The 26794-nt window shown below is 68.6% G+C and carries 14 protein-coding genes and 1 tRNA gene; 2 read left to right on the top strand and 13 right to left on the bottom strand.

The window, feature by feature from the left end; all coding sequences use genetic code 11:
• Positions 1–111: 111 nt before the first annotated feature.
• From QNO00_RS07750 to QNO00_RS07705, 10 genes are all read right to left on the bottom strand, one after another.
• Positions 112–2880 carry a LuxR C-terminal-related transcriptional regulator gene (locus QNO00_RS07750; RefSeq protein WP_284024139.1) on the bottom strand — a complete coding sequence of 923 codons (2769 nt, stop codon included), beginning with the start codon at positions 2878–2880 and terminating at the stop codon, positions 112–114.
• A complete protein-coding gene (locus QNO00_RS07745) occupies positions 2877–5852 on the bottom strand; it encodes a helix-turn-helix transcriptional regulator (protein WP_284024138.1) in 2976 nt (991 codons plus the stop codon). Before QNO00_RS07745 ends, QNO00_RS07750 begins: the two co-directional genes overlap by 4 nt.
• Positions 5853–6101: 249 nt before the next feature.
• Complete coding sequence (locus QNO00_RS07740) at positions 6102–8822, bottom strand: AAA family ATPase (protein ID WP_284024137.1); 2721 nt, start codon at positions 8820–8822, stop codon at positions 6102–6104.
• A gap of 332 nt (positions 8823–9154) precedes the next feature.
• Positions 9155–11851, bottom strand: a complete 2697-nt coding sequence (locus QNO00_RS07735) for a LuxR C-terminal-related transcriptional regulator (protein ID WP_284024136.1) — start codon at positions 11849–11851, stop codon at positions 9155–9157.
• A gap of 32 nt (positions 11852–11883) precedes the next feature.
• Positions 11884–14499: a helix-turn-helix transcriptional regulator gene (locus QNO00_RS07730; protein ID WP_284024135.1), complete on the bottom strand. Its 2616-nt coding sequence runs from the start codon at positions 14497–14499 to the stop codon at positions 11884–11886.
• A gap of 526 nt (positions 14500–15025) precedes the next feature.
• The gene (pth, locus tag QNO00_RS07725) at positions 15026–15613 is read right to left on the bottom strand and encodes an aminoacyl-tRNA hydrolase (protein ID WP_229967199.1); all 588 of its coding nucleotides are present in this window, start codon (positions 15611–15613) and stop codon (positions 15026–15028) included.
• A gap of 65 nt (positions 15614–15678) precedes the next feature.
• Positions 15679–16287 carry a 50S ribosomal protein L25/general stress protein Ctc gene (locus QNO00_RS07720; protein ID WP_229967197.1) on the bottom strand — a complete coding sequence of 203 codons (609 nt, stop codon included), beginning with the start codon at positions 16285–16287 and terminating at the stop codon, positions 15679–15681.
• Positions 16288–16567: 280 nt separating this feature from the next.
• Positions 16568–17551: a ribose-phosphate diphosphokinase gene (locus tag QNO00_RS07715; RefSeq protein WP_210230341.1), complete on the bottom strand. Its 984-nt coding sequence runs from the start codon at positions 17549–17551 to the stop codon at positions 16568–16570.
• Positions 17551–19059: a bifunctional UDP-N-acetylglucosamine diphosphorylase/glucosamine-1-phosphate N-acetyltransferase GlmU gene (glmU, locus tag QNO00_RS07710; protein WP_284024134.1), complete on the bottom strand. Its 1509-nt coding sequence runs from the start codon at positions 19057–19059 to the stop codon at positions 17551–17553. The genes QNO00_RS07715 and glmU overlap by 1 nt, the downstream gene beginning before the upstream one ends.
• Positions 19060–19131: 72 nt before the next feature.
• Positions 19132–19203: transfer RNA gene (locus tag QNO00_RS07705), tRNA-Gln, on the bottom strand.
• A 207-nt stretch (positions 19204–19410) separates the two neighbouring features.
• On the opposite strand from QNO00_RS07705, the gene QNO00_RS17310 reads away from it, so the two are divergent.
• The gene (locus QNO00_RS17310; RefSeq protein ID WP_349643471.1) at positions 19411–20529 is read left to right on the top strand and encodes an NUDIX domain-containing protein; all 1119 of its coding nucleotides are present in this window, start codon (positions 19411–19413) and stop codon (positions 20527–20529) included.
• Between the two features lie 782 nt (positions 20530–21311).
• Here the strand turns inward: QNO00_RS17310 and QNO00_RS07690 are convergent.
• Genes QNO00_RS07690 through rsmA form a run of 3 tightly spaced genes read right to left on the bottom strand, consistent with a single transcriptional unit; the run spans position 21312 to position 25229 of the window.
• Entirely contained in the window at positions 21312–23183 is a 1872-nt protein-coding gene (locus tag QNO00_RS07690) for an ABC-F family ATP-binding cassette domain-containing protein (protein WP_284024133.1), read from the bottom strand.
• A gap of 58 nt (positions 23184–23241) precedes the next feature.
• Positions 23242–24222 (bottom strand): 4-(cytidine 5'-diphospho)-2-C-methyl-D-erythritol kinase, encoded by a 981-nt coding sequence (locus QNO00_RS07685; protein ID WP_229967193.1) that lies wholly within the window; start codon positions 24220–24222, stop codon positions 23242–23244.
• 53 nt (positions 24223–24275) lie between these two features.
• The gene (gene rsmA, locus QNO00_RS07680) at positions 24276–25229 is read right to left on the bottom strand and encodes a 16S rRNA (adenine(1518)-N(6)/adenine(1519)-N(6))-dimethyltransferase RsmA (RefSeq protein WP_229967191.1); all 954 of its coding nucleotides are present in this window, start codon (positions 25227–25229) and stop codon (positions 24276–24278) included.
• 267 nt (positions 25230–25496) lie between these two features.
• On the opposite strand from rsmA, the gene QNO00_RS07675 reads away from it, so the two are divergent.
• Complete coding sequence (locus QNO00_RS07675) at positions 25497–26750, top strand: helix-turn-helix domain-containing protein (RefSeq protein ID WP_284024132.1); 1254 nt, start codon at positions 25497–25499, stop codon at positions 26748–26750.
• Positions 26751–26794: the final 44 nt, after the last annotated feature.

Here is a 26794-nt window from a genome sequence, read left to right as displayed (position 1 = left end):
CCCAAACGTTGAGTCAACGTTTGGGCCGGTCTTCATAAAACCGGGGCCCACTGAGCAGCCGGGCACACTGTGCCGCCGGGCCGGCTCCATAGCTTGCCGGCCGGCTGCCCGTCAGTGGCGGGCCGACGAGCTGGCCCCCGGCTCCAGCGCCAGGTAGGCCGCTTCGAGGTCGGCCCGCCGGCTGATCCCCAACTTCACGTAGATCCGGTAGACATGGCCCTCCACCGTCCGCTGCGAGAGGGTGAAATGAGCCGCCACGTCCTTGGTGCTGGCGCCGGAGAGCAGCAGCTCGACGATCTCATGCTCACGCCGCGTCAGCCGGACCAGGTGGAGGGACGGGCTCAGATACGACACGGTGACTCCGGCGAGCTCCCCGCGGCGCCGGCGCAGCTGCTGGATCAGGGCGCGTTGCCGGCGCAGATTGCCGTGCTCGCCGTAAAAGCGGATGGCGTGGCCGATGCTCTCCACCGCAATCAGGTACTTCCGATGCCGGACGGCTTCGTCGGCGGCTGCCACCATGCGGTCCGGGCTTCCGGACGTTATGGCGCCCGCGTAGGCGTGCAGGGCCTGCGCTGCCCCTCCCTCGCAGGCCGCGCTGACCTCCAGCATCCGGGGAGCCTGGCGAAGGTCGCCCACGGCCAGGCACAGCTCGAGGATGTCCATTTCGGCCGCCAGGAATCCCTCGGCGCGCGCCTGCTCGGCGATCTCGGCCAGCTGCTGAACGCTGCCGTCGGATTCAGACGACACCAGGGCCGCAGCGGCGTAGGCCTGACCCACCAGCCACTGCGGCCGCGGGCCGGAGCAACTGAGGCTGCGGAGCTCCTTGGCGTAGCGGGCCGTCTGGTTCTGGTCCCCGACCACCGTGGACGCGTAGCCGGCCAGTCCCAGGGCGTAGGGCAGGAGCATTTGCGGGTCGGACACCCTGAGGGCTTCCACGGCCGGATGCAGGCGTTCCAGGCCTTCCCGCAGCCTGCCCTGGTGAATCTCCACCGCGCCCTCAAAAACCCCCATGGTGCCGCCGTATGTGATCAGGTGATGCGCTGGCCCCTCCAGCACTGCCTCCAGGAGCTGCTCGAGGTCAGCAAAACGGCCCCCGTGCAGCAACCCCTGCGCGTGACGCACCAGTGCTCCTCCGCACGCGGCATTGAGGGCTCCGCCGTGGCGCCCGATAAATTCAAGGGCGGCACCGGAATGCTCCAGGGCGCTGCTGATCCCGCCCGACGACACCAGCAGTTCGGCCAGCAGACAGTGAAACGCCACGGCCCACCGGGGATCTGCGCCGGAGTCCGCCGGCATCCGGTGGACGGCCGGGCCGGTAAGCCGGGCCAGTGCGGCAGGGTAGTTTCCGTCCACCATCAGGGCCATGGTGCGCAGCAGTTCAACCCCTGCGGCAGCCCCTTCGGGAAGTTCTCCACTGCCCCCGTTTCGGGCGGAAAGTTCTTCGGACGCGGCGCACCACGCATCGGCGAGATCAGTCATCTCGGCTCCGGATTTCCCGGAGCGGAAATACAGGTGGGCCGTCGCCAGCACCGCACGTTCCAGGGTTTCCTGGTCCGCCGCCAGGGTTGGTTGTCCGGGTTCCAGGATGCCTTCCAGCAGGACATGTCCGCGGGCCAAATCACCGGCCTGAACACTGGCGGAAGCCGTTTCCACGCGCGCCGAAAGCAGGTGCCGGTCGCTGCGCACGGCGGCTCCGAAGCGGACCGCCAGCGCAGGCCGGGCAGCGTCGTTGGCCATTCTTGCGGCTCGAACCAGCTCCTCGTCCGTCACCGTGTCACCGCAGTCCAGACCCCATTCCATGCGGCGGAGCCAGCCCGCGTCATCCGCGGGGAACGTTGCCCCGCGCGCCTGTTCGCTGTCCAGCGCGCTGAGCACCCGGGCCCGAAGGGCAGCGCTGCGGACAGCGGGTACCAGGGACCGGATGACTTCGGCGTGCAGCGGCTGAGGCAGGCCGAGCAGTTCGGCCCGTCCCGTACCGGGCTGCAGGGCGCCGTCAGCCAGCAGGGCGTGGACCGGGGCGGGCCCGCTGACGGCGGAGAGGACGGAACGGGGCAGCAGCTGCGCCAGTGCCAGGGTTTCCAGTACTTCACGCTCCGCGGGTGTCCGGCTCGCAAGCTGTCCCTTGACCAGGTCCACCACTGAGGCGTCCATGCCGTCGGGCTCGCTGCGCAGGAACCAGGCACCGTTGCCTTCGGCCAGCTGGCCGTGCCGGCGGGACTGGGCGAGCAGCGCCTTCAGGAACTGCGGATTGCCCCCGGATGCCGCGCCGAGCAGTGCCGAGGTGGCCCTCAGCACCGGACCGCCGAGGACACCCTGGCACACTTCGTGAACCGCTTCCGCCGACAGCGGACCAAGATCAATGCGGGCCAGCAAACCGTCGCGGGCCAGCGAGAGGAGTTCGTGGATATGGTGTGCGCGGGGACGTGTCAGCACCAGCAGCCGCAGCTCGCCGGACATCGCCAGCTGCGTCAGGATGTGGCAGCTCGCCTCATCCAGGTACTGGGCATCATCAATCACCAGCAGCGGCTGCGGGCTGCCCGTCTCGGTGAGCCGGCGGAAGTAGCGGCGGATCGTGCGCAGGACCGCCAGCGGCGACTCCATGTCCTCGGGGCCGGCAGCTTCAAGGTAGGGCGACAGCACACCGTACGGCATGCGGGACAGGACGGGGCTCCCGTGGATGAACGAAGCGCTCACGATGCCGTCCAGCCGTTCCAGCACGTGGTCCGCGAGCGCCGATTTGCCCATGCCCCCGGCTCCGATAATCACGGCGCCGCGCAGTCCGGGTTCGAGCAGCCGGGCGGTGATCTCCTGCACTTCCTTGTCCCGGCCAAGCAACAGGGCGGACGTACTGCGCTCGCCGGTACCGGTGCTGCCCATCATTTCCGTTCCCCTGACTTGTCGGCGATGATCTTGGCCAGCTCCCGCCGGCTCCCCACATGGAGCTTGGAATACACCTGGTACAGGTGTCCTTCCACGGTCCGCACCGAGATGTTCAGCTCAGCGGCGATGGCCTTGTTGCTTGTCCCGGCGGCAGCCATCCGGGCGATCGACCGTTCCCGCGACGTCAGCGCGCTGAGGTAGTCACCTGCGGAGTCCGTTCCCTCGACGGCTCCCGGGGTTGCAGTGCCGCGCCGGCTGCGGTGGATGAACCGCACCGTGGCCCGGTCCCCCGCACCTGATGCCACCGCCAACGCGCGTTCGGACGCTTCCCGGGCGAACAACACCTGGCCGTTGGCCTCCGCCATTTCCGCCGCCTGGATCAGCAGCTGCGCATCAAAGCTGCCGGCCCCCTTGGCATAGGTCTCACAAATCCTGGCAAAGGGTCCCTGCTGATGGGCTGCCACCGAGAGGACCCGGTCCAAGTTCTCCAGGTCTCCCAGCCGGACGGCGCTGAGCAGGGAGAGCAGTTCGTAGGAGTACGCACCGCGCCGGTGGTCATGGGCAGCCAGATCGATGAAGCGCCGGGCCGCCGTTTGCGGAGACCTCGTGGTGCGGGCGCCGGCGGAACTGCCGCCCGCGGAACCTGTGCCGGCGGCATACGGGACGGAACCGGCCAGGGCTGCGTCGGCGAGGGCGGCAAAGTGCCGGGCGCCGCGGCGCACCGACCAGGGGCCGCCGTCGGCTGCCTTGGCGCCCAGCTTCAGGTACATCTCCGCTCCCAAGCGGTCCGTCTGCAGCGCATGGCAGTAGGCCGCGGCCGCCGCGGCGAGCGGGATCATCGATTCCGGGCCTCCGAGCCGAAGCTGCGCGACGGCGGGAACCAGGCAGCGCAACGCCTGCTCCGGATCCCCGGCAAAGGCGTGCAGCAGCCCCTCGCCCAGTTCGCCAAACATCCCGGGGAACAGGGTGGGCTGCCCGTGCGCCTGCTGCTGGGCCAGGAGCCGGGTGGCATCCTGCAGGGCGCCGATAGCCAGGTAGACGTGGATGATCCGCGCAAATGACGAGCTCCTGTCACCGGGGCTGACGTCCGGCTCCGCCAGGAGCCGCTCAACCTCCTGGGCCAGCTCCACGGCGTCATCCTGCCGGTCCGTCATCCCCAGCGCCTCACACAGCCAGGAACCGATCAGAACCCGGAATCCCTTGTCACGCCCCGACGCACCGGCGTGCACCGGAGCCAGATAGGCGGCATTCTCCAGGAACCGCCCGTGGGTCGAGTTGCACTCCGCCCTGGCCAGGATCATGCCGCGGTCCAGCACGGCGGTGTCCGCCCTGCTGATCGTCCCCGCCGCAGCGAGTTCCGCCACCCGTTGTTCGGCCTGCCGCAGCAGCTCGTCATGCTTTTTCGCGGCGCCGGCAGGCAGGGATCCGGCCGGAAGTCCACCGGACAGGGCCCCTGTGGCGGCCATGCACAGCACCCGGTTTTCCGCGAGCAGCAGCCGCACCTCCTCCAGCGGCGTGGCCTCCTGCCCGCGGTTTCGGTAGCCGCTGAGCGCTGCCATGGCCGCGCCGTATTCGCCCAGTGTCATCCGGGCGGCCACCAGCTCCAACACGGCTTCAGCACTCCGCCCAAAATCCACCCGGGCGGAAAGGAAGCGGATGGCGCCCGCCGGATCGCCCGCCTCGTTGGCAGCCCGGGCGGCAGCCACTGCCGCGCCGGGAGTCAACGACTCGCCGCCGTCCAGGCGCCACAGCGCCAGGCTCGCCGGATCCAGCACGCCCGCCGCCGGATCGACGTCGTCGCTCTCCGGTGTCCCCTTGGCACCTGCCGCACCGTTCTCCTGCGGTGACACCGCAACGGCGGACCGCAGCCGGTGCAGGAGCCGCCTGCGCTCGGTGGCATCAAGGGAGAGGCGGACGGCGCCCGCCAGCACCGCATCCCGGATCCGCACACGCGGAACACTCTGCCGGTCGACGGCGAGGATCCCCTGTTCCTGGAGCGTGTCCACTTCTCCGGGTTCCACGTCGTGCAGGGCCGCGGCCAGCGGCATTGAGCCCGCCAGCGCCACGGTGCGCACCAGCGCCGTCTGCCGCTCGGTCAGCGACGCCAGCCGTCCCAGGACGACCTCGGCCACGCGCCCCGCCGGTGCGGGTTGGTTCAGTTCCAACACCCAGACCGCTCCGGAGCGGCGCAACCGGCCGGAATCGCGGTAGTCCTGGCAGGCCAGGGTCAGCAGGTGCGGGTTGCCGCCGGTAAACCGCTGCAGATCCGCAACGGCGGCGCCGGAGACGGGAGCATCAAGTTCGGCCGCCAACAGCTCGGCGGTTTCCGCCAGGTCCAGAGGCTCCAGGTCCACCCGGGAAAGGATGCCTTCGCGCCACAGGCCGGTGAACTCCGCCGGCGCCTTGCTGAAATCACGGAAGCAGGCCAGCAGCCCCGCCGTCCGGCTCAGGACCATCTGGCTGAGGGCCATGGCGGAGAACTCGTCCAGGTCTTCTCCGTTGTCCACCGCCAGCAGGACGGCGCGGCCCTGGGCACGCTCCTGGATCAGGCGGGTCAGTCCGCGCAGGATCAGCACCGGGTGCGAGGAAACGTCCGGTTCCAGTTCCGACAGAAGAAAGGTCAGGGCGCCAAAGGGGGTGCGCCCGGAGAAGGCAGATCCGCGCACATGGACCACGTAGGTGTCCGAGCTGCAGTGCCGCAGCACGTGGTGGATCAGGGCGGTCTTGCCGCTGCCCGGCTCACCCACGAGGATGCAGCCGGCTCCCCCGCCGGCCGCCAGCCGATCAAGGATGGTCGCGGTCACCGCGGCCCGGCCGACAAAGCGCGGCGGAGCTGCCTGGTCTTCCCGCGTGGTGTCTTCCCGGGGCGCACCGTCGGGCCGGGGAAGCTGCGCAAAGGAAGCCGGTCCGGCTGTGTCTGGTGCCGGACCGGAGGAATGACGAACATAGGACTGGTGAATGCTGTTGTGCACGGTGAGACCCAATTCTGCCGGCGGCCCTGACCTCGCGGAGTTCCCGCAGGGCAAGGCTCGTGTTCAATGTCTGCCGCAAGAGTAGGAGCCCCTCAGAGTAGGAACACGAGTAGCACTCACCAGCGGCACGGACGCACTACTCAGTTTTCGTTCCGTTTCCGTGCGGAAATTACTCGGTTAGGACGTATCGGATTACCCGGTCCTAGGTGCCGGAACGGCTTTGCGCGTGCAGGCGGCCAGCGGAGCTGCTCATTCCCGCTTCGTCAGTACGTTCTGCAGATCGGTCCTGCCCACAACGTGCAGCCGGGCGAATACGCGGCCCAGGTGCCAGTCCACGGTCCGCGCCGACAGGTGGAACCGCCGACCCAGATCGGCACTGGTTTCACCGGCTGCGGCCCGCAGCGCCAGATCCCGCTCGAAGTCTCCCAGCTGCGACAGCCCGTGCTCGACACTGTTTCTCGGCGACAGTGTCCGAAAGGACCGATACTCCAGCTGCCGCGCCCGCCGCAGCAGCGCCCGGTTGCTGCCGCCGTCGGCCAGCTCGCGGGCGGCCTGCGCAGCGGCGTGGCCCAGGAGGCTGTTCCGCTGCCTTAGCGCCGCTTCAGCGGCCATGATCAGGGCCGGAACGTCGTCGTTCAACAGGCCGGCTGCAAGGTGGGCGTACATGTCGGCCGGCGCTCCGTCCGCGGCTTCGGCCGCCGCGGCAAGATCCTGCGCGGCCGCCCGGTGCCCGCTGACCGCCGCCGCCGAGAACCCGAGGAGTGCGCTCGGGACGTCCCCGGTCTTCAGCGCGTCCGAGGCAAAGAGATAAAGCTCATCCGCTGCCGCTGGCGGTGAGTAAGCCCGCGACGCCAGCAGTCGGAAGTACCGCTGGGCTGATTCGGTGCCGGGATCGGTGTGATCCTGAGCTTCCGGGGGCGATTGCAGGTCCGCAGCGCTGCCTGTCTCCCGCTTGAGCAGGCCGCAGTAGGCTGCAGCTGCGGCGGCGAGGGGCAGCATGCCATCCGGATCATGGGATTCAAGCTGCGCCAGCGCCGGCTGGAGAAACTCCAGTGCCACATCGCAGCGCCCGGCGTAGGCGTGCACCAGCCCCAGGGGAAGTTCAGTGCCGGTGGACGTGCACAGCCCGGAGCTGTTTCCGGGATCCGCAGCTGCGGAGGTCATGGCTTGCGCAGCCCCCAGCTCACCGCACTGAATCAGCAGGAAAAAGAGGTGGTGGAACAGCTGCTCCCGGGTGCGGACGTCGGCCTGGATGCCGGCCGCCAGTCTGTTTCGCACCTGGCCCGCCAGCGATGCCGCTTCAGCAAACCGGCCGGCGGCAGCACTCTGCTGGGCGCAGCGGATTCCGGCCCACAGCCGGCGGGCCGCCGGCACGGCCGGATCGGCGAAGTCGTCGGCCAGGGACGCCGGCATTTCGCTGAACCGGCCGGCAAGGGACAGGAGCTCGGCCCGCGCCAGCGTGACCTCCAGCGTGGGACCGGGCTGCGCCCCCGTGTCTTCGGGCAGCAGCCGTTCGGCCCGTTCCAGCAGCAGCTCCGGATTGTCCCAGCAACCCGGCGTGCGGGCCGCCGCAAGGGCACGGCCGATCAGGAGCCTCAGTCGCAGTTCCGCCGGCGCATCGTCCGGGTTGCCGGCGCGCCCGGTTTCCGCTGCGGCAAGAACCCGATGCGCCTGCGTGTGCTTGCCCTCGGCCCTCAGCGCATCCGCTTCCTCCAGCAGAACGGCAAGGGGCCGCGGGGCGACGACGGCACGCGCATACCGCAGTGCCGCGTCGGTGTCACCCGTTTCGTTGGCCCAGCGCGCGGCAGCGAGGGCGCTCGGCCCCTCCGGTGCGATTCCCACGGAGAGGGACCAGTCGGCCAAACCGGCGGCGGTGGCTGCCGTGAGGGCGGTCGGATCAACAACCCGCGTCATCTCGGACCACAGGTCCCGGCTGCGGCCGAAGGGAATCCTGGCCGCGATCGTGGCCGGCTGGAGATGCCAGGCCAGCCGGACGGGCTGGCCATGTCCCCCATTGATGGTGACCACCGATCCTTCTTCGAGGGAGTCCAGGGTGTGGGCGGGGACGAGCTGCAGGACAGTTGCCAGCGGCAGTTCGCGGCAGAGGGCCAGTATTTCCACCGCGCGCCGTTCCTCGCCGGTGAAGCGGCGCAGCACCGCTTCCACGCGTTCCAGCAGCTCACCCGTGTGCACGGGCGGGCCGGCCCAGGTCCAAAAGCCGCGCCGGTGCACCAGGGACTTGGCCGCGATGTGGTCCCGGCAGAGCAGCGAGGCCAGCAGGGGATTTCCCCTGCTCTGCTGCCACAGCATCTGCCGCGCCCTGGTGGTCAGCGGTCCGCCGGCGGTCTTGGCCAGCAGTTCCCCGGTCTGCACCGGGTCAAGGGGTGCCAGGTCGAGCCGCTTTAAGGATCCGTCCGTCCACAGCCGGACATATTCCTGATGGCACCGGATCAGGTCACCGCAGATCAGCAGGAGGGCCACGGTTCCCCGCCGGCAGAGCTCCGAGGTCACCAGCACAGCCAGTTCATCGATCTCCTCGGCGTTGTCGATCACCATGATGATCCGCCGTCCGGCCGCCTGCCGGAGCAGCAGGGCTTCCAGTGCACGCAGCACCTGGACCGGGTTGGCGAGTTCCGCCGCGGGCAGATCACTGAGCAGCCAGGCCAACGCGCCGTATGGTGTCTGGGCCGAGAGGTTGCTGCCGCGCAGTTGTACCTGGAATCCGCCGTAGCGTTCCGCGGCTTCCCGGGCGAGGGTGGTTTTGCCAATGCCCGGCGCGCCCAGGATGACCGCCCCGCGGCCGTCGAGCGAAGCCGTGACCACGCCGCGCGCAACATCGCGCGCATCACTGAGGAGCTGCCGCTGCACCGGTGCGGTTGCCCGTTCCGGGTTCGGAGAAACAGCCGGCGCCGCGCTGCTGCGGGCGTCTGCAGGCCCGGTGGGCGGGCTGGGATGTTGAAGCGTACTCATCGGGGACCTTAATGATTAGCCGAGCGCGTCGCGCGGCTGGCGGGTCACAGCCGGCTTCTTCCCGAGACCTTGCTACCCCCGGCAGGAACCAGCCCGCCAAGGATCATCCCCACCCTAAGGTTTTCCGCCGGGAGTCCGCACGGGTACCGGATACCCGATCCGCTGCCACCCGGGTGCGTGGATTTACCTTGAGCCGGCCCCGCCGGTACTGGTCCCGCGCCGAGGCGGGCGCCGCCGTCGTTCCCGCGCCGGGGCAAGCCGCCGTCGTCGTGCGGGCGGGCGCCGTCGTCGTTCCCGCGCCGAGGCAAGCCGCCGTCGTCGTGCGGGCGCCGTCAGTCTTCGCTGTTGCGGGCCAGGAGCTCCGGCTTCAGGTCTTCTCTGCGGCTGATCCCAAGTTTTTCGAAGGTCCGGTAGATGTGTCCCTCCACCGTGCGAACCGAGAGGAAGAGCCGCTCGGCGATTTCAGCGTTGCGGCAACCCTGCATGACCAAAGCCGCGACGTCGTGTTCCCGGCGGGTCAGCAGGGGAACCCCCGCCTTCTGTTTCTGGCGCGCCGGGAGACCGTTTTTCTTGTTGAGTTCGCGCTGCACCCGTTTGAGCAGTGCCCGGTCGCCGCCGGCCCGGGCGAGGCGGAGGGCTTCCTCGGTGCACCGTTTGGCCAGGCGCTCCCAGCCCGGCTCCACCGGATCCGATCCCAGCCGCAGCAGCTCTTCGGCATCCTCGTCCAGGACGGCCCGGGCGAAGCGTCCGATCACCTCCGCCTGCGGACCTTCAAACTCTTCCGAGATCTTTCTCAGCCGGCTCATCCCGTCCAGGTCACCGAACGACAGGGCCAAGGTCCGCAGCTCCAGTTCAGCAGCCACGAACCCCGCATGTTCGGCCTCAGCGGCCAGCTCCCCCAACTCTTTCGGCGGTCCCTGTTCACCTGACATCACGGACCGGGCCGCAGCCGCGTAACCGTGCGCCAGCAGCCACGACGCGGCGGCCCCCCGGCGGCTGAGGACCTTGATCTCAGCCAGCAGTCCCTCCGCTGCGGCAGCGCGGCCCTCGCCCGCGGCAATCAAGGCTCCCAGGCCGAGGGCAATCGGGAGCATGCCCTCGGAATCATGTGTCCGAAGCCCCTCGATCGCCGCGGACAGATGGGTCAAAGCTGCAGCGGAGTCGTCGTTCCGCAGGTTCAGGACCGCGAGCCCAAGGTCAGCCGTCCCGCCCACATGGACGAGTGCGCCGAAGATTCCGCTCACGCCCTGGCGCAGGGTCGCGTGCAGTTCCTCCCACTCCCCCAGCCACAGAAGCACGTCCACGTGCCGGTGCAGCACAAACAGCGAGTAGGAGAGGAAACGGTGCCCGCCGCGATCCAGGATAACCATGGCATCGCGGGAGAGAATCCCGGCTGCCCGGGCGCGGCCGGTGGCGATGAGAATCTCGGCCAGAAGCGCCTCAGCGACGAGGATGGCCTCGTCGTCGCCGGCCCTGCGCGCGTCAGCGAGGATCTCCTCGAGTTCTGCCTCCGCCGGGTGGAAGCTGCCGGCGGTAACCCTGCCCTTCAGCGCGAGCAGCCGGCCGCCGCGGCGCGAAGAGCTGATGTCCGCGATCAGCTCGGCGTCCGCGGTTTCGCTGTCCGCGCTGCGTTCAATGCGGTCGACGCCGGCCAGCCACTCCGCGGCGATGGCGGCCAGTCCTGAGGGATCCCCGTGGTTGTACAGATGCACCTGGACCCGGATCAGCACCGCCATCTTGAGCGTGGTCAGGTCAGATGCAACCGCCGTCACGCCGTCGACCAGTTCCCGTGCCGAGTCCAGGTGCCCGTCCTGAAAACAGGCCCGGGCCGCCTGCACCCGCGCCGCCAAGGCGTGGTCCGGCCCCTTGACGGCACCGGCTGTTCGAAGGGCCGCGGGGCTGTCAAAGACGTTGTTGGCCCGGTACGCGGCCGCCACCAGGTCCGCGTCGCTGACTTCCGCCCCGCAGTCCAACGACCAGCACACCCAGCGCAGCAGGTTGTCCGATTCGCGCTCGGAGGGATCGGTGACGGTGAGCAGCCGCTGGCGCAGGCGGGCACTTCGGGCGGCCGGAACCAACCGGCGCACCACCTCGCCGTAGACCGGGTGCATGGGCCGCAGGAGCCGGCCCCGGCCGGCGGAGATCTTCACCAGCTTTGCTTCGGTCAGTGAATCCACGGCCCGGTGCAGCCCGAGTTCAAACGCTGTTGCGGCAGGCAGCGGCTCCGCCAGGGCAATAATCTCAAGGGCCTCGTGTTCCTCCTTGCTCAGACCCGCCAGCTGGGCCCTGAGCAGATCGCCCAACCGTCCCTCCGGCGGCAGCATCTGGTCTTGCAGAAGCCACACTTCGTTGCGGAGCACCAGGCTTCCCATCCGCACGGTTTCGGACAGCAACGCCAGGACCAGCATCGGATTTCCGCCGCTGACCCGTGCCAGATCAGTGCTGGTGCTGGTCAGCACCGGGCCCCCCAGGACCTGGACGCAAAGGTCCTTGACCTGGTCCTCGGTCAGCGGCAGCAGTTCATGCCGGGAAAGCGCGCCCTCCCACACCAGGCCGGCGAGGCCGGCGGGTATGTCGGCGATCCGCCGCGCCAGGAGGACAACACGGATCCGCGCCGACGCCACCAGCTGGGCGAGAAGGTCGGCGCCTGCCTCGTCAAGGGCGTCGGCATCGTCGATGATCAGCAGCGGCGCCGCTGCGGGATCGACGTCGTCGCCCGGAAACAGCCGCTGCAGCAGCGACCGCATCACGGCCAGCGGAGAATCGGTGTCCCGGGGGTCCAGGTCCGGGAGGAGCGGCGCCAGCGCACCGTAGGGGACGCGGGACAGCGAGGAGCTGGTGTGGATCCGGTGGACGCGGATCCGGCCTTCGGCTTCCGCCGCAACCGCGCCGGCCAGCGCGCTCTTGCCCAATCCGGCGTCGGCCACCACTACGGCGCCTTGGCCGCCGGGTCGAAGGACGCTGGACAGCACGGCCTCCAGGACGGCCTCCCTGCCCACCAGCGGGCGCGCAGCAACCCCCTCTATCACGCAGTCCCCCCTGACTTCGGCATGATCACGGCTTACCCCAGAACCTCGGCGAGTTCCGAGCGGCCCGAAACGTGCAGCTTGTCGAAGATCTTACCCAGGTGCCAGTCGACGGTGCGCGGAGAGAGGTTCAGCGCTTCGCTTATTTCGGTCCGTGTCGCCGGGCTGGCTGCACGGCGGGCCAGATCCGCCTCAAACGGACTCAGTGCTGCCATCCGGGCGTGGACGGTATTGGCGTCGCGGAGTTTTCGGAAACTGGCGCGCTCATGACTCAGCGCGCTGCGGGCCAGCCCGCGTGACGTGGCGTCAGTCCTGCCGTCCAGCAGCACCAGTGCGGCGCGTGCGGCGTCGTTGCACAACAGTACGTTCCCCGTCCGGGACGCCAGCTCGGCGCTTTCCAGCAACAGCGCCGGATCGTTTCGATCGATACCCGCGCCGAAGCACCAGAGCGCCCTCGCCCAGCGGCCAGTGGCGGGGGCGGCGGCCTCCGCCAGTTCACGCGCAACGCTTTGATCGCCGTGCCGGGCGGCTGCAGCGAGGCAGAGCAGGGCAATCGCAACCATGCCCTGCTCGCGGCAGTGCCCGGCCAGGGAGCGCAGCTCGCCGCAGAGCCTGGGAATGTCCCCGGCCAGCAGGGCCTGGAGCCGAAGCGCATGCGTTAACAGCCGCACCGGTTGCTGCGGTTCAAACCTGTACTCTGCAGCAGCGGCGGCCTCCCGCCCGGCCTCCTCCGCGTTCCCCTGGAGAGCCAGGACATAGCCCACAGCAGCCTGCACGAGCGGAAGGACGTCATTGGAATCCTGCAGACGAATTTGACTGCTGACGGAGGTCACGGCGGAGAAGGCACTGTCTTGCCTGCCCGCCAGCGCATGAGCCAATCCGATTGCGGCATCGCCGGCGCTGCCGCGAAAGGCCCGGCGGTTTCCGCCGTCCACCAGTTCGGTGACCAGCTCCTCGGCCAACGAGTACTCACCACACGCGATCAGGGCCTGGAACATCCGGAGATGGGCGGAATCCATCGCACTTGCGGCAAGCGTGCTCCGGAACTCCTTCCGAAAAGCCGGCAGCAGCTGCAGCGCCTCTTCACCGTTGCCGGACATCGCAAGGAGCTGGGACTGCAGGGCGAGGCCCCGAAGTCGATGCGTCGGGCTAAGGGCAGCATCGGAGGCAACGGCGGAAAGCTGCCGATCCGGCACGTCAACGGTGCGTCCGGAATCAATGGCCAGGGAGCTGCGCCTCAGCAGCACCGCTGCCTCAGCCTGCCGATATGCGGCCTGGTCCTCGTAGGCGGTGAGGTCAGCGCCGATGCTGTCCAAGAGTTCAACCGGGTCACCGTGGTGAGGGAAGAGCCGCAGCAATCCCGCCTGATGCAGCCTCAGTTCCACCCAGGTTTCCAGCTGGCCCGGTTCCGGCACCCCGGCGATCCTGTCGAGTGCGCTCAGGGCCTCCGGATAATGCCCGGATTCTTCCAGTGCGTGGACTTCTTCCAGTAGCATTGCTTGGCTGCGCCGGGAAACCGGAACTGCCCGGATAAATTCCAGCGCGGATTCAGGATCGTCCGATGCAGTGGACAGCCGGGCCGCACGCGTGGCTGTCTCCGGGTCCAGGGTGCCTTGGCAGGTCAGCGACCAGCGGGCAAAACTGTCCAGCGCGGAAGGGCCCAGCAACGACGGATCCACCAGAGGCGAAACCTCTTCCCAGAGTTCCCGGCTGCGGCCCGGCCGCACGGCCCCGGCAACGGCGGCGGCAGTCCCGGCGCTGGCGAGCCGGATCACGCGGTCAGTGATGTCCACGACCCGGCCCTCTTCGAGGGAGTCCAGGGTTTCTGCGGGGAACAAGGTCTGCGCCACGGTCAACGGAATCTCATTGGACAAGGCCAGCAGCTCCACCAGGGAGCGCTCCGCCGGCGGGAGCCGTTTGAGCCGGGACGTGATCAATTCAGTGACTGTCCCAGAGAAGACGAGCGGCTTGGCGAGGCCCCAGACATCGCCCTGCAGGACGAGGCTTCCGCCATCAGCCTGATCCTGGGTCAGAAGCCTGATCATTTGCGGATTGCCGCCGGAGTGGCGGTGCATGGCCTGGGCCGCCACCGATGAGACCCGTCCCCCAAGGACTTTCTGCATCAGCTCCCGGGTCTGCTCCGCTGCGAGCGGAGGAACATCGATCCGGTGCAGCAGGCCTTCGGTCCACAGGGCCAGAAATTCCGGTGCCGACGCCGACAGCTTTTCGGCGGCCGCGAGGACGGTTACCGCGGAGCGGCGCACCAATTGGGAGAGGACCATGGCAGTTGAATCATCCAGGTGCTCGGCATTGTCGACCAGCAGCAGGATCCGCTTTCCCCCGGCCTGCCGCACGAAGCAGGATTCCAGTTCCTGCAGCAGCTTCAGGGGGCTGGAGGCCAGGCCTTCCGGCAGGTCGGAGATTAGCCAGGCCAGGGCACCGAACGGAGTCCTGCCTGCGATCTGACTTCCCCTGACCTTCACCACGTGAAAGGACGAATTGGCGGCAGCGGCCCGCACCAGTGCGGTTTTTCCGATTCCGCCGGGGCCCACCACCACGGCACCGCCGCCCGCCTCGACGGCGCGCAAAACTTCGGCAAGGGAGTCGTCGCGGCCCACCAGCCAGCCGCGCTCCTCAGTGTCGGTCCCCATATGTATTTCCGCGCCCCCCGCGATTCAAATACGCCAGACGGCGAGCAACACACACTGGCGCCCTGCAGCACGTTCGATGCTTGACGTCGGAGCTGAGAGTTCCTTTGTGGTATTGCCGCCGCTCACTGGTGAGCGTACGCCGGATGACGACTTTCGTCTACTAGATACAAATGCATGAACAGGCCGGGTGGGAATGCCCAACCCGCGGCAGCAAAAAAACCGGGCGCCCGACGGGAGGAAAACAGTTCGGGGCCCGGCTGTTGTGCACCGGATAATTTGTCCGGTTATTGTGTAAAGGGACCGGCGCCGGGATGGGGGTGGCCCAGTCTCGGAGGCCTCCCGACGCCGGCCCCAGCTTTCAATGCCCGAAGGCATGGTTTAAGTCTAGGCCCGGGGCGGGAGTCCAACAATGGGGTTGGGTGCCTTTGCCGTGACGGGATCCGTACCCGTTTTTCTTCCCGGCACTACCTGTGACATGGGCGTTGGCTTCACGGCAGACCGGCCGGAGATCGAAACAGGGGAAGTTTCAGGAGCCGACGGAATGGAATTTCTGCTGTGCGGCGGTCAGTCCGTCGGTCAGCAGCAGTTCCACGGCGTCCGCCGCGTCGCCGATCAGAAAGGGAAGTTCCTTGGCCTCGACGGAGGGAAAGTCCTTCAGTACGTAGTCGGCGGTGTCCATCCGGCCCGGGGGGCGGCCCACACCGACGCGGACCCGGAGATAGTCCTTGGTGCCCAGGGCCCGGCTCATGTCGCGGAGCCCGTTGTGGCCGCCTTCACCGCCGCCGGATTTGAGCTTGACCGTGTTGAAGGGGATGTCGATTTCGTCGTGCACCGCCACCACGTGGTCGGCCGGAATGTCGAAGAATTTGCTCAGTGCCGACACGGGCCCGCCCGAGAGGTTCATGTAGGTCAGCGGCTTGGCCAGGATGACGCGCGGGCCGCCGATGCCGAGCCGGCCTTCCAGGATCTGTGCCCGGGACTTGTGGGTCTTGAAGTTCCCGCCCACCCGGGAGGCCAGGTCATCGAGGACCATCTGGCCGATATTGTGCCGGTTACGGCTGTAGCCGGGCCCGGGATTCCCGAGCCCGACTACAAGCCAGGTATTGCTGTTCACTGCAGGTACTGCTCCTTCAAAAGAACCGGACGGCTCCGTCACCGGGAGCAGACCCCGGAAGTGGATTAAGCTTCGGCGCCAACTTCAGCAGCTGCAATGGCAACCTGCTCGTCGGACGGAGCGCCGAGGTCCTGAACGGTGGACTCGGAGATGTTGATGACCATGGTTTCGGGATCGAGCAGGAGCTCGACGCCGGCAGGCAGTTCCAGGTCGGAAGCGTAGATGTGCTCGCCGGCGACACGGCCTTCGATGCTGACCACGATGGTTTCCGGCAGGTTGGTGGCATCTGCGGCAACCAGGACCGTGTTGGCTTCCTGGTTGTAGACGGAGGAGCCCGGTGCCAGTTCGCCTTCAACGTGGACGTTGACCTCAACCTCAACCTTTTCGCCCTTGCGGACGGTCAGCAGGTCGATGTGCTCGATGATCTGCTTGATCGGGTCGCGCTGGATGTCCTTGGCCAGGGCCAGGTGGGATTCGCCGTCGACGTCGATTTCCAGCAGGGCGTTGGCGGTGCGCACGGCCAGCGTGGTGGCCTTGGCGGGCAGCAGGATGTGCAGGACATCGGCGCCGTGGCCGTAAATGACTGCCGGGATCATGTTGTCGACGCGTGCCTTGCGGGCAGCACCCTTGCCGAATTCGGTGCGGACGGTTCCTGCGAGCTTCTGCTCAGACATTTCAAACTCCTGATATTGGATGTTCCGTGGTTGCCGGGACGAAGGCGCCGGTATGGGAACAGCGCCGCGCGCTTCGCTCCGATCCGAAGATCAGGCACGTGCGGTCAGAAGTTGCCAGCCACCGTCGATAACGGAGTAACGTCCGGAATTATCCGGACCTCTCCCTCGCCTAGGCATCGCAGACCATCCTACCAGCAGCACGCTGCCCGCTCGAACCGGAGTCCGAACGGGCAGCATGGCGGTGCGGTGGTGCAGGCCGCGGTGAGGCGGCCTTTGAAGGCTAGGCCTTGCCGTCGAAGAGGCTGGTGACGGAGCCGTCTTCGAAGACTTCCTTGATGGCCCGGGCGATCAGCGGTGCGATCGAGAGGACGGTCAGCTGGTCGAAGCGCTTGGCGGCCGGGATCGGCAGCGTGTTGGTGACCACTACCTCGCGGGCGCCGGACTCGGCCAGCGTGCGTGCGGCCGGGTCGGAGAAGACGGCGTGGGTGGCGGCGATGATGACGTCCTTGGCGCCGGCTTCCTTGAGCACGCGCACGGCGCCGGCGATGGTTCCGCCGGTGTCGATCATGTCGTCAATCAGCACGCAGGTGCGGCCCGCGACCTGGCCCACGACCTGCTTGGACACGGCCTGGTTCGGCACGGTCAGGTCGCGGCTCTTGTGCACGAAGGCCAGCGGTGAGCCACCCAGGCGCTCGGCCCACTGCTCGGCAACACGGACGCGGCCCGTGTCCGGGGACACCACGGTGACGTTGGAAACGTCAACGCGGGTGCGGATGTAGTCGGCCAGCAGCGGGATGGCCATCAGGTGGTCAACGGGGCCGTCGAAGAAGCCCTGGATCTGCGAGGTGTGCAGGTCAACGCTCATGATGCGGTCCGCGCCGGCGGTCTTGTACAGGTCCGCGATCAGGCGGGCCGAGATGGGCTCGCGTCCGCGGCCCTTCTTGTCCTGCCGGGCGTACGGGTAGAACGGGGAGACGACGGTGATGCGCTTGGCGGAGGCCCGCTTCAGCGCGTCAACGGTGATCAGCTGTTCCATGAGCCAGTTGTTCATGGGTGCCGGGTGCGCCTGGATCACGAAGGCGTCGGTGCCGCGGACGCTCTCCCCGGGACGGACATAGATCTCGCCGTTGGCGAAGTCATAGGAAGCCAGCGGCAGCAGATCCGTGTCAAGACAGCGCGCGATCTCCTCGGCCAGTTCCGGGTGTGCCCGGCCAGTGGCAAGGACAAGCTTCTTTTCACCTTGTGCGGTGATCTCGCTGCTCATTAATGATCGCTTTCTCGCGTGGGGGAATCAGTTTCTGAGGAAGAGGTGCTGGTGGCGCCGGCCGCTGCTTCCGCGGCGGCGGTGCCGGGGCGGTTGGTCAGCACCCAGCCGTCGAGGTTGCGCTGCGGCGCTACGTTGATGGCCAAGGAACCGGCCGGGACGTCCTTGCGGACCACCGTTCCAGCTCCACTGTACGCGCCGTCGCCCACTGTAACGGGGGCCACATACATGTTGTCGCTGCCCATCCGGACGTGCGATCCGATGGTCGTGTGGTGCTTGTTCACGCCGTCGTAATTCACGAAAACCGACGCCGCACCAATGTTGGACTGCTCGCCGATGGTGGCGTCCCCCACATAGGAAAGGTGCGGAACCTTGGACCCGGCGCCGATGTTCGCGTTCTTGGTCTCCACGAACGTGCCGATCTTGCCCTTGGCACCCAGGACGGTGCCCGGACGCAGATAGGCGAAGGGGCCGACGTCGGCTCCGGCGCCGAGGCGAGCATCGGAACCGTGGGTGCGGACGACCTTTGCCCCCTCCCCCACGCTCACGTTGGTCAGCGTGGTGTCCGGGCCGACGACGGCGTCGCGCGCCACCGTGGTGGTGCCGTGCAGCTGGGTGCCGGGCAGGATGGTGACGTCCTCGTCGAGGGTCACCGAGCCGTCGATCCAGGTGGTGGCGGGATCCACGATGGTGACGCCGGCGCGCATCCAGCGCACCAGGTTCCGGCGGTTGTGCTCGGCGTTCAGGGCGGCCAGCTGGACGCGGTCGTTGGCGCCTTCCACCTGCCAGAAGTCGTCGGTGACCACGGCGGCGACCCGGCCGCCGTCGGCCCGGGCCAGGCCCAGCACGTCCGTGAGGTACATCTCGCCCTGCGAGTTGTCCGAGGTGACCTTTGCCAGCGCATCGCGCAGCACGGCGGCGTCGAAGGCGTAGATGCCGGAGTTGATTTCGGTGACGGCGCGCTGGGCGGCGTCGGCGTCCTTGTGTTCCACGATGGCGGTGACGGTGCCGTCGTCGGCCCGCAGGATCCGGCCGTAACCGGTGGGATCCGCCAGGTGGGCGGTGAGGACGGTGACCGCGTTGCCGTCGATGCGGTGGACGGTGACGAGCTCGCGCAGGGTGTCCGCTTCCAGCAGGGGAACATCGCCGTAGGTGACCACGACGGTGCCTTCCAGCGGAGTGAACCGATCCAGGGCCTCCAGGGCGACCTGGACGGCGCGGCCGGTGCCGGGGACGTCGTCCTGGTCCACGATCACTGCCTGCGGAGCGGCGGCGGCCACGTGTTCCGCCACCCGGTTCCGCTCGTGCCGCACGACGACGGCGAGGGCCCGGGGATGCAGGGCCTCGGCCGCGGCCAGGGCGTGGCCGACCATGGAGGTGCCGCCGACCGGGTGGAGGATCTTCGGCGTCCGGGACTTCATCCGGGTGCCGGCTCCGGCGGCCAAGACGATGACGGCGGCGGGACCGCCGCCGGCGCTTTCGATGGATTCGGCATCCTGAGTGGTCACGAAAAAGCGCTCCTGTTGTCGGACGGCCGCTGAAGGGGCGGCCGCCGGGGGTGTGGACCGGCACTGCTGCCGTTCCGCCCATAGGATTCGAACCTATACTCCACGGCTCCAAAGGCCGGGGTGCTGCCATTACACCAGGGCGGAAAATGTGCAGGTCGCCCCGCACACAAGAGTTTAGTTTGCCATGCCGGCGGACACCGGCGCGAGTTGGCGTCATTTGGGGCGCTCTGCGGGCGGTCCGGGGCGGGGCTCGTGCGGCTCCCGGTGGCCCGCCGGGGCGGGGCTCGTGCGGCTCCCGGTGGCCCGCGGGGCGTTCCCGGGAGTCCCGGGGCGAGGCCTTAGACTGTGGAGGTGGTAAGAATTCCGGCGGGCGGAGCACGCCTGCGCATGACCGGCGTGCAACGGCGCGCCCAGCTGCTCACCGTGGCGCGCAGCCTGTTTGCCCTGCGCGGGCTCGACGGCGCCACCATCGAGGACATTGCCGCGACCGCGGGCGTGTCCAAGCCCGTTGTCTACGAGCACTTCGGGTCCAAGGAAGCGCTCTACACCGAGGTGGTGGACGCCGAGTTCGACCGCCTCCTGACTGTCATCACCGAAGCGCTCGGCGCCGACGCCGGTCCCCGCGTCCTGATCGAGCGGGCGGCCTACGCCCTGCTGGACTACATCGAAAACCACACCGACGGGTTCCGCATCCTGGTCCGGGACGCACCGCCGTCGCAGCCCGAGGGCACCTTCGCCACGCTGCTCTCGCGGATCACCGGCGACGTGGAGCACATCCTGTCCAAGGAATTCGGCAACCGCGGCCTCAGCGCCGAAGTGGGCGGCATGTACGCCCAGATGCTGGTGGGCATGGTTGCCATGACCGGACAGTGGTGGCTCGACGCGCGCACCCCGGACAAGGCGACTGTCGCGGCACACCTGGTGAACCTGTCCTGGAACGGCCTGACCGGGCTGCAGAAGGATCCCGAGCTGCGCCACATGCAGCCGGCGGACCTGCCTTCCGGTTCCCGCGGCCTCCTCGTCGACGGCGGTCTCGCCGTCGAACCCCCGGTGGTGCTGACCCTTTCGGCGGTGCTGGTGCGCGATGACCGCGGCCGGGTGCTCCTGGTGCGCAAGCGCGGAACCTCGAAGTTCATGCAGCCCGGCGGCAAGCTGGAGCCCGGCGAGTCCTTCGCCGGGGCGGCTGTCCGCGAAGTCCGGGAGGAGCTGGGCCTGCAGTTGGCGGAGACGGATTTGTTGGATCTGGGCCGCTGGTACGGCCCGGCCGCGAATGAAGAGGACACCTTCATTGATGCCGGGCTCTTCGCGTGGACGATCTCCGCGGCCAGCGGCGTCCACGCCGATCAGCTGGTGGCTGCGGCCGAAATCGAGGAGCTGCTCTGGGTGGATCCGGAGCAGGCCCTGGTCCGCGACGATCTCTCCCCGCTGCTGCGCGATCACATCCTGCCGCAGCTGCTCGCCGGCGCCTGATCCCTCCCAATTCCTCCCGAAAGGGACATCAGACTCACTCAAACCGCCCCGGGGCCGGATCTCTCGTGCAGATAATGCACTCAAACCGCCCCGGGCCGGATCCTTCGTGCAGATAATGCACTCACATGGGCCGGTTTTGATGATTAGAAGCCCTCATCTGCACGAAGGAATTCTGCGGAGGCCCTGATCTGCACGAAAGATCTGCGCGGGGAACAAGAATCCCTGGCCCGCTCCGGTTTGGCAGGTAGAGAGTCCCCGAACGGCCGCCCCACATCCCGAGAGTGCAGGTATGGTGACTTCCGCCCCGGCCACCGCCCCGAGAGCGCAGGTATGGTGACTTCCGCTCCGTTTTGGTCGCCAGGCGTGCACACTCGAAACCCGCCGAGCCGCTGAAGTCGCCAGACGTGCACACTCGAGAGCCGCCGAGCCGCCAAAGTCAGCAGACCTGCACACTCGAAACCCGCCGAGCCGCTGAAGTCGCCAGACGTGCACACTCAGAACCCGCCGAGCCCGAGACACCGAGCCTGACCCCGGTTCTGCTGCCACTTTGGGATTCTGCTGCCAGTTTGGTAAATCCCTGCCAGTCCGCAGTGGCAGGGATTTACCAAACCGGTCGAATTTTCACAAAACGGAGGGAATCCGGAGCGGGCGGGCCCGGGAAGGGGCGGGCCCGGGAAGGGCCGGGACCCGGGAAGGGCGGGAAGGGCCGGTTCCGGACCAATACCGGACCCGGCCCTCCCCTTTGAACCCAGAACCTGAACCCAGAACCGGGCCGAGAACCCCTACTCCAGCTTTTCCGAGGCCTGCAGCCACTGCAGCTCCAGGTCCTCCTGCTCGGAGGCCAAGGTCTGCAGCTTCTTGTTCAGGTCCGCCAGCTGCTCGAAGTCTGCTCCGCCGGACTTCTCCGTGGCAGCGGTCATTTGGGTGTTGACCTTTTCGACCTGCGCCTTGAGCTTGGTCATCTGCCGGTCGATCCGGACCAGGTCCTTCTTGGCGATCCGCTTCTCGGCCTCGGAGGCACCCGAGGCGGTGGCCACCGCCGTCGCCACTCCGCCGCCGGAGCCCGGACGCGAGGAGCCGGCCGCAGCGGCACGGGCCGCCTGCGAGGAGCCGCGGGCGGCAGTCGACGCCGAGGAGTTCGCCGCCAGCGCCTGGCCGCGCAGCTCGAGGTACTGGTCGACGCCGTTGGGCAGTCCGCGCAGCTTGCCGTCGCCGAGCAGGGCCATCTGGTGGTCGGTGACGCGTTCGAGCAGGTACCGGTCGTGCGAGACCACCACGAGGGTGCCGGGCCAGCCGTCCAGGACGTCCTCGACGGCCGCCAGGGTGTCGGTGTCCAGGTCGTTGGTGGGCTCATCGAGCATCAACACGTTCGGCTCACCCACGAGCAGGCGCAGCAGCTGCAGCCGGCGGCGCTCACCGCCGGAGAGGTCCCGCACCGGGGTCCACTGGCGCTGCTGGGAGAAGCCCAGCTGCTCCACCAGCTGGCCGGCGGAAACGTCCTTGCCGCCGACGCTGAACACGCGCTTCTCATTTTCGATGACCTCGATGACGCGCAGGTCGGCAACCTCGTCCAGTTCCTTGACCTCCTGCGTCAGCACGGCGGTCTGCACGGTCTTGCCGCGCTTCAGCCGGCCCGACGTGGGCTCGATTTCACCGTTGAGCAGGCGCAGCAGGGTGGTCTTGCCGGCGCCGTTGACGCCCACCAGGCCCAGCCGCTCCCCCGGCGCCAGGCGCAGGGTGATGTTCTTGAACAGCTCGGTGTCGCCCAGGGTCAGGGACACTTCTTCAAGGTCCAGGACGTCCTTGCCGAGGCGGGCGGTGGCCATCTTGTTCAGCGACAGGGTGTCGCGCGGCTCCGGCACGTCGGCGATCAGGTTGTTCGCCGCCTCGATGCGGAACTTGGGCTTGGCGGTGCGGGCGGGGGCGCCGCGGCGCAGCCAGGCCAGTTCCTTCTTCACGAGCTGCTGGCGCTTGCCCTCCATGACGTTGGCCGTGCGGTCGCGCTCGGCGCGGGCCAGCACGTACGCTGCGTAGCCGCCGTCGAAGGGGTCGATCATCGCATCGTGGACTTCCCAGGTGCGCGTGCAGATTTCGTCCAGGAACCACCGGTCGTGGGTGACTACGAGCAGGCCGCCGGCGTCGGAGCGCCAGCGGGTCTTCAGGTGCTTCGCCAGCCAGGCCACGCCTTCCACGTCCAGGTGGTTGGTGGGCTCATCGAGCATGACGACGTCGTCGTCCCCGGTCAGCAGCTTGGCGAGGGCGACGCGGCGCTTCTGCCCGCCGGAAAGCGAGGAGACGGAGGCGTTCCAGTCCACTTCCTGGATCAGCCCGCTCATGACGTCGCGGATGCGCGCGTTCGAGGCCCACTCGTAGTCGGCGGCGTCGCCCACAATGGCCTGGCCGACGGTGAGGTCTCCGTCCAGCACGTCCGACTGGTCCAGATAGCCGACCGTGACGTCGCGGCGGCGGGTGACGCGGCCGTCGTCGGGCGTCTGCCGCTCGGCGAGCAGGCGCATCAGGGTGGACTTGCCGTCGCCGTTGCGGCCGACAACGCCAATGCGGTCCCCCTCTTCCAGGCCCAGGGAAACCCCGTCCAGGATCGTGCGGGTGCCAAAGGAAATGCTGAGGTTCTCAGCACCAAGCAGGTGTGCCAATCGGTACTACTTTCTTGTCGGGTCAGGGATTTACGGGTGTTGTGCAGGTTTGGAAAGGTCAGCCGACGACGGCGGGGGCCAGCCGGGCGCCGTGGACCGGCCCCTCGACGGCGAGGGCGCGGTGCCCTTCGGCACGCAGCGCCGCTTCAAGGTCCGTTGCCGCGTCCGCGTCTTCGGCAAGGAAGGCCACCGTGGGCCCGGAGCCGGACACCATGCCGGCCAGCGCGCCGAGCCGTTCGCCGGCGCGCAGGACGCCGTCCAGCTCGGGAGCCAGCCGGAGCGCCGCGGCCTGCAGGTCATTGGACACAACGGCTGCCAGCTCCCGGGCATTCCCGGAACGCATGGCTGCCAGGATCTGCGGATCGACGGCGTCCGGCTCTGCGGCGTGTACCTGCTGTTCGTCGCGGAGGGCGTCAAGGGCGCCGTAGACGGCCGGCGTGGAGAGGCCGGCGTCGGAGGCGACCAGCACCCAGTGCAGCGGCGTCTTCGAGATGGCCGGGGTGAGTTCGTCTCCCACTCCCAGGCCGACGGCGATGCCGCCGAGCAGCGAAAAGGGCACGTCAGCGCCCAGGCCGGCCGCGATGCCTGCCAGTTCCTGCCGCGACAGGTGAGTGTTCCAGAGGGCGTCGCAGGCCACCAGGGCCGCCGCGGCGTCGGCCGATCCGCCGCCCATCCCGCCGGCCACGGGAACCCGCTTGGTGATGTGCAGGTGCACGCCCGTGGGGTTGTCCGCGTACGCGGCCAGGGCCTGCGCGGCGCGTGCGGCAAGGTTGTCCGGGCCCAGCGGAATGTCACCGACGGGAACCTGCAGTGCGCCGTCGCTGTTCACCGTGACGGTGATGCCCGGGGTCTCGGTGACCGTGGCGGTGATCTCCTCGAACAGCGACACGGCCAGATAGACGCTGGCGACCCCGTGGTAGCCGCTGGGCCGGAGCGGGCCGACGCGCAGTGACACGTTGATCTTGCCCGGGGCGCGGACCCGCACGGAGGCAGGGGCCGCTGCCGGGGGTTGTGCGGATGAAAACTTCGCTGCGCTCATATCTTCCAACTTAGAGGAAGTGCCGCCCGCGCCGTTAATGCGGGGGCCTGCGCCTAGACCGATGCTGCGCCGTCCGCTTCGCTGCCGGATGCGCCGTCCGCGGCCGGCGATGCGGCAGGCGAGGCTGCAGGCTCGGCACCCTTGGCCTCGGCAATCCGCGCAAAGGCGTGGATGTCGATGACCTCGCCGCGGGCCTTCGGATCCACTCCGGCGGCCACCAGCGCATTCTCCGCCTGGGCGGGGCTGCCGGCCCAGCCGGACAGTGCTGCGCGCAGGGTCTTGCGGCGCTGGGCGAAGGCGGCGTCGATCACGGCGAAGACTTCTTCACGGGTTGCCGTTGTCTCCAGCGGTTCGTGGCGGGTGAACCCGACCAGCCCGGAGGCGATCTTGGGGGCCGGCCAGAAGACGTTCATCCCGATCACCCCGGCCTTGCGCATGGTGGTGTACCAGGCCGCCTTCACTGAGGGCACGCCGTAGACCTTGGAACCGGGCACCGCGGCCAGCCGGTCCGCGACTTCATCCTGGACCATGACCAGTCCGTGCTGCAGGGAGGGGAAACGCTCGAGCAGGTGCAGCACCACGGGCACTGCCACGTTGTACGGGAGGTTGGCCACCAGTGCGGTGGGCTCGACCGGCAGCTCGGTGATCCGCATCGCGTCGCCGAGGACCACATGGAGCTGGCCGGCTTTTTCCGGCCGCCAGGATTCGACGGTGGCCGGCAACCGCCCCGCCAGGACGGGGTCGATTTCGACGGCGACGACGGACCGGGCCGCGTCCAGCAGCCCCAGCGTGAGCGAGCCCAGGCCGGGTCCGACTTCGAGCACCGTTTCCTCAGGGCCGATGCCTGCGGCGGCGACGATGCGGCGGATGGTGTTGCCGTCAATCACGAAGTTCTGCCCGAGGGTCTTGGTCGGGCGTACTCCCAGTTCATCGGCCAGGGCGCGGATATCGGTGGCACCCAGCAGCGGTTTGACCGGAGGACGGGAGGCGGAAGCGGATTCAGTCACTGAGTAATACTAGCCGAGCGCGCCATCCCGGCCCGGTCCGGTCGGGCCAGGTTCCCGCCGCCGCCGCGGGCCGCGCGCCGGGCGCAAACTCCTGTTCGTCGCGTTTCCTCCCGTCAACGGGCAAGCACCCTGCCATCCCCGTGACGTGGTCGGTAGCCTTTTGCACGGAGGCACAATTCACACAGAGGCACGATCCACACGGATGCACCGCTCAAATGTCCCGCGGCGTTCAGGTGTCCCGCGGCCCAAGATCGGCGGAAATGGCAAATGGGCGAAATGTTCGGAAAACGGCTTCAATTCGTGCGCACGGACCGCTGCCTGACCCAGTCGGAACTGGGCGGGAGCACCTTCCGGGCACGGGAGATATCACAGCTGGAAAAGGGCCGGCGGGAACCGCCCCGAGGCGCCGTCCGGATCCTGGCCGAACGGCTCACGGCGGTGCCGGGCTATCCGCGGCCGCAGAGCGGTGCCGACAGCCGAACCTTTCTGGAGTTCTCCGCCGCGCAGGCCTGGGACGAACGGAATTACCGGGCTGCCCGGCGGTTTGCTCAGCTGGCAGCCGACGCCGCACTGGCCGAGGGCGACCCAATGGGCTGGTGGGAGCTCACTTTCCTGGCCGCCGTGTGCCTGCACCGGCTGCATCAGTACGCTGCGTGCGTGGAGGAGGCGCAGCTGCTGGCCCGGCATCCGCTGGCGGCCGAAGGGCAACCGCTGCGCCCGCAGGCCGAAACGCTGCTGGCGACGGCCTGCCAGGGTGCCGGGCGCCTGCCCGAAGCGGTGGACCACGCCCGGCGTGCGCTGGAGCTGGGGTGGTCGGTGCGGCTGGACGCCGGTCAGCACATAGAGGTGTACCAGGCGCTGATCGGAGCCCTTTCGGAGAGCGGCCTGCAGGACGAGGCCTGGGGGTACTGCCGAACACTGCTGATTCCCCTGCTGGAAGCCTCCACGGACCGGCAGGCGGCCGGCAAGGGCTTCTGGGCCGTGGGCGACGTGGCCTTCCGCCGCGGTGACGCCGCCGCCGGCGTGCGCTATCACGGCCGGGCAGCGTCGCTCCTGACGCCGGCCGCGGACCTGGAGGTTTGGGCCGCGTTCACCCGTGGCTCGGCGGCCCTGCGGCTGGCGGAGGGGCTGCACGACGCCGCCACCCGGGAGTGCCTGATGCACGCCGAAACAGCACTGTCGGTGGTGGGCGGCACCGAGGAAGAGAAGCTGTCCAACCTGCACAGCCGCGGCCGCTGGCTGCAGCTGACCGGCAACCATGTGGGGGCAGTCCAGGTGCTGACCGACGTCTACGAGCACCGCGAGGCGCTCTCACCACAGGGGGCCGGCGAGGTGGCCCTGCACCTGGGCCTGAGCCTGGCGGCGCTGGGCAGCGACAGGGAGGCCGCGGAGTTTTTGGATCAGAGCGCGGCGGCGTTCTCGGCCGCCGGCGCGCTGGAACGCGCCGGTCACGCCGGACGGCTGGCAGCCAAGGCGCGAACCGGACTTCCGCTGGGCTTAACCGGCGGAACCGGGACCTGATTACAGGTCCCGGTTCCGGGTTGTGCAGCCGAACTGGATTCGGG

It is taken from the genome of Arthrobacter sp. zg-Y1219 (assembly GCF_030125545.1).
Classification (GTDB): Bacteria; Actinomycetota; Actinomycetes; order Actinomycetales; family Micrococcaceae; genus Arthrobacter_B.
Note: the sequence above shows the minus strand (reverse complement) of the source record. Positions and strands in the feature narration are given on the sequence as shown.

What these genes read in the sequence shown, in the direction of transcription:
- QNO00_RS07750 (WP_284024139.1), bottom strand. Translation starts at nt 2,880, where the DNA reads ATGATGGGCAGCACCGGTACCGGCGAGCGCAGTACGTCCGCCCTGTTG.
- QNO00_RS07740 (WP_284024137.1), bottom strand. Translation starts at nt 8,822, where the DNA reads ATGAGTACGCTTCAACATCCCAGCCCGCCCACCGGGCCTGCAGACGCC.
- QNO00_RS07730 (WP_284024135.1), bottom strand. Translation starts at nt 14,499, where the DNA reads ATGGGGACCGACACTGAGGAGCGCGGCTGGCTGGTGGGCCGCGACGAC.
- QNO00_RS07720 (WP_229967197.1), bottom strand. Translation starts at nt 16,287, where the DNA reads ATGTCTGAGCAGAAGCTCGCAGGAACCGTCCGCACCGAATTCGGCAAG.
- QNO00_RS07715 (WP_210230341.1), bottom strand. Translation starts at nt 17,551, where the DNA reads ATGAGCAGCGAGATCACCGCACAAGGTGAAAAGAAGCTTGTCCTTGCC.
- QNO00_RS07685 (WP_229967193.1), bottom strand. Translation starts at nt 24,222, where the DNA reads ATGAGCGCAGCGAAGTTTTCATCCGCACAACCCCCGGCAGCGGCCCCT.
- QNO00_RS07675 (WP_284024132.1), top strand. Translation starts at nt 25,497, where the DNA reads ATGGGCGAAATGTTCGGAAAACGGCTTCAATTCGTGCGCACGGACCGC.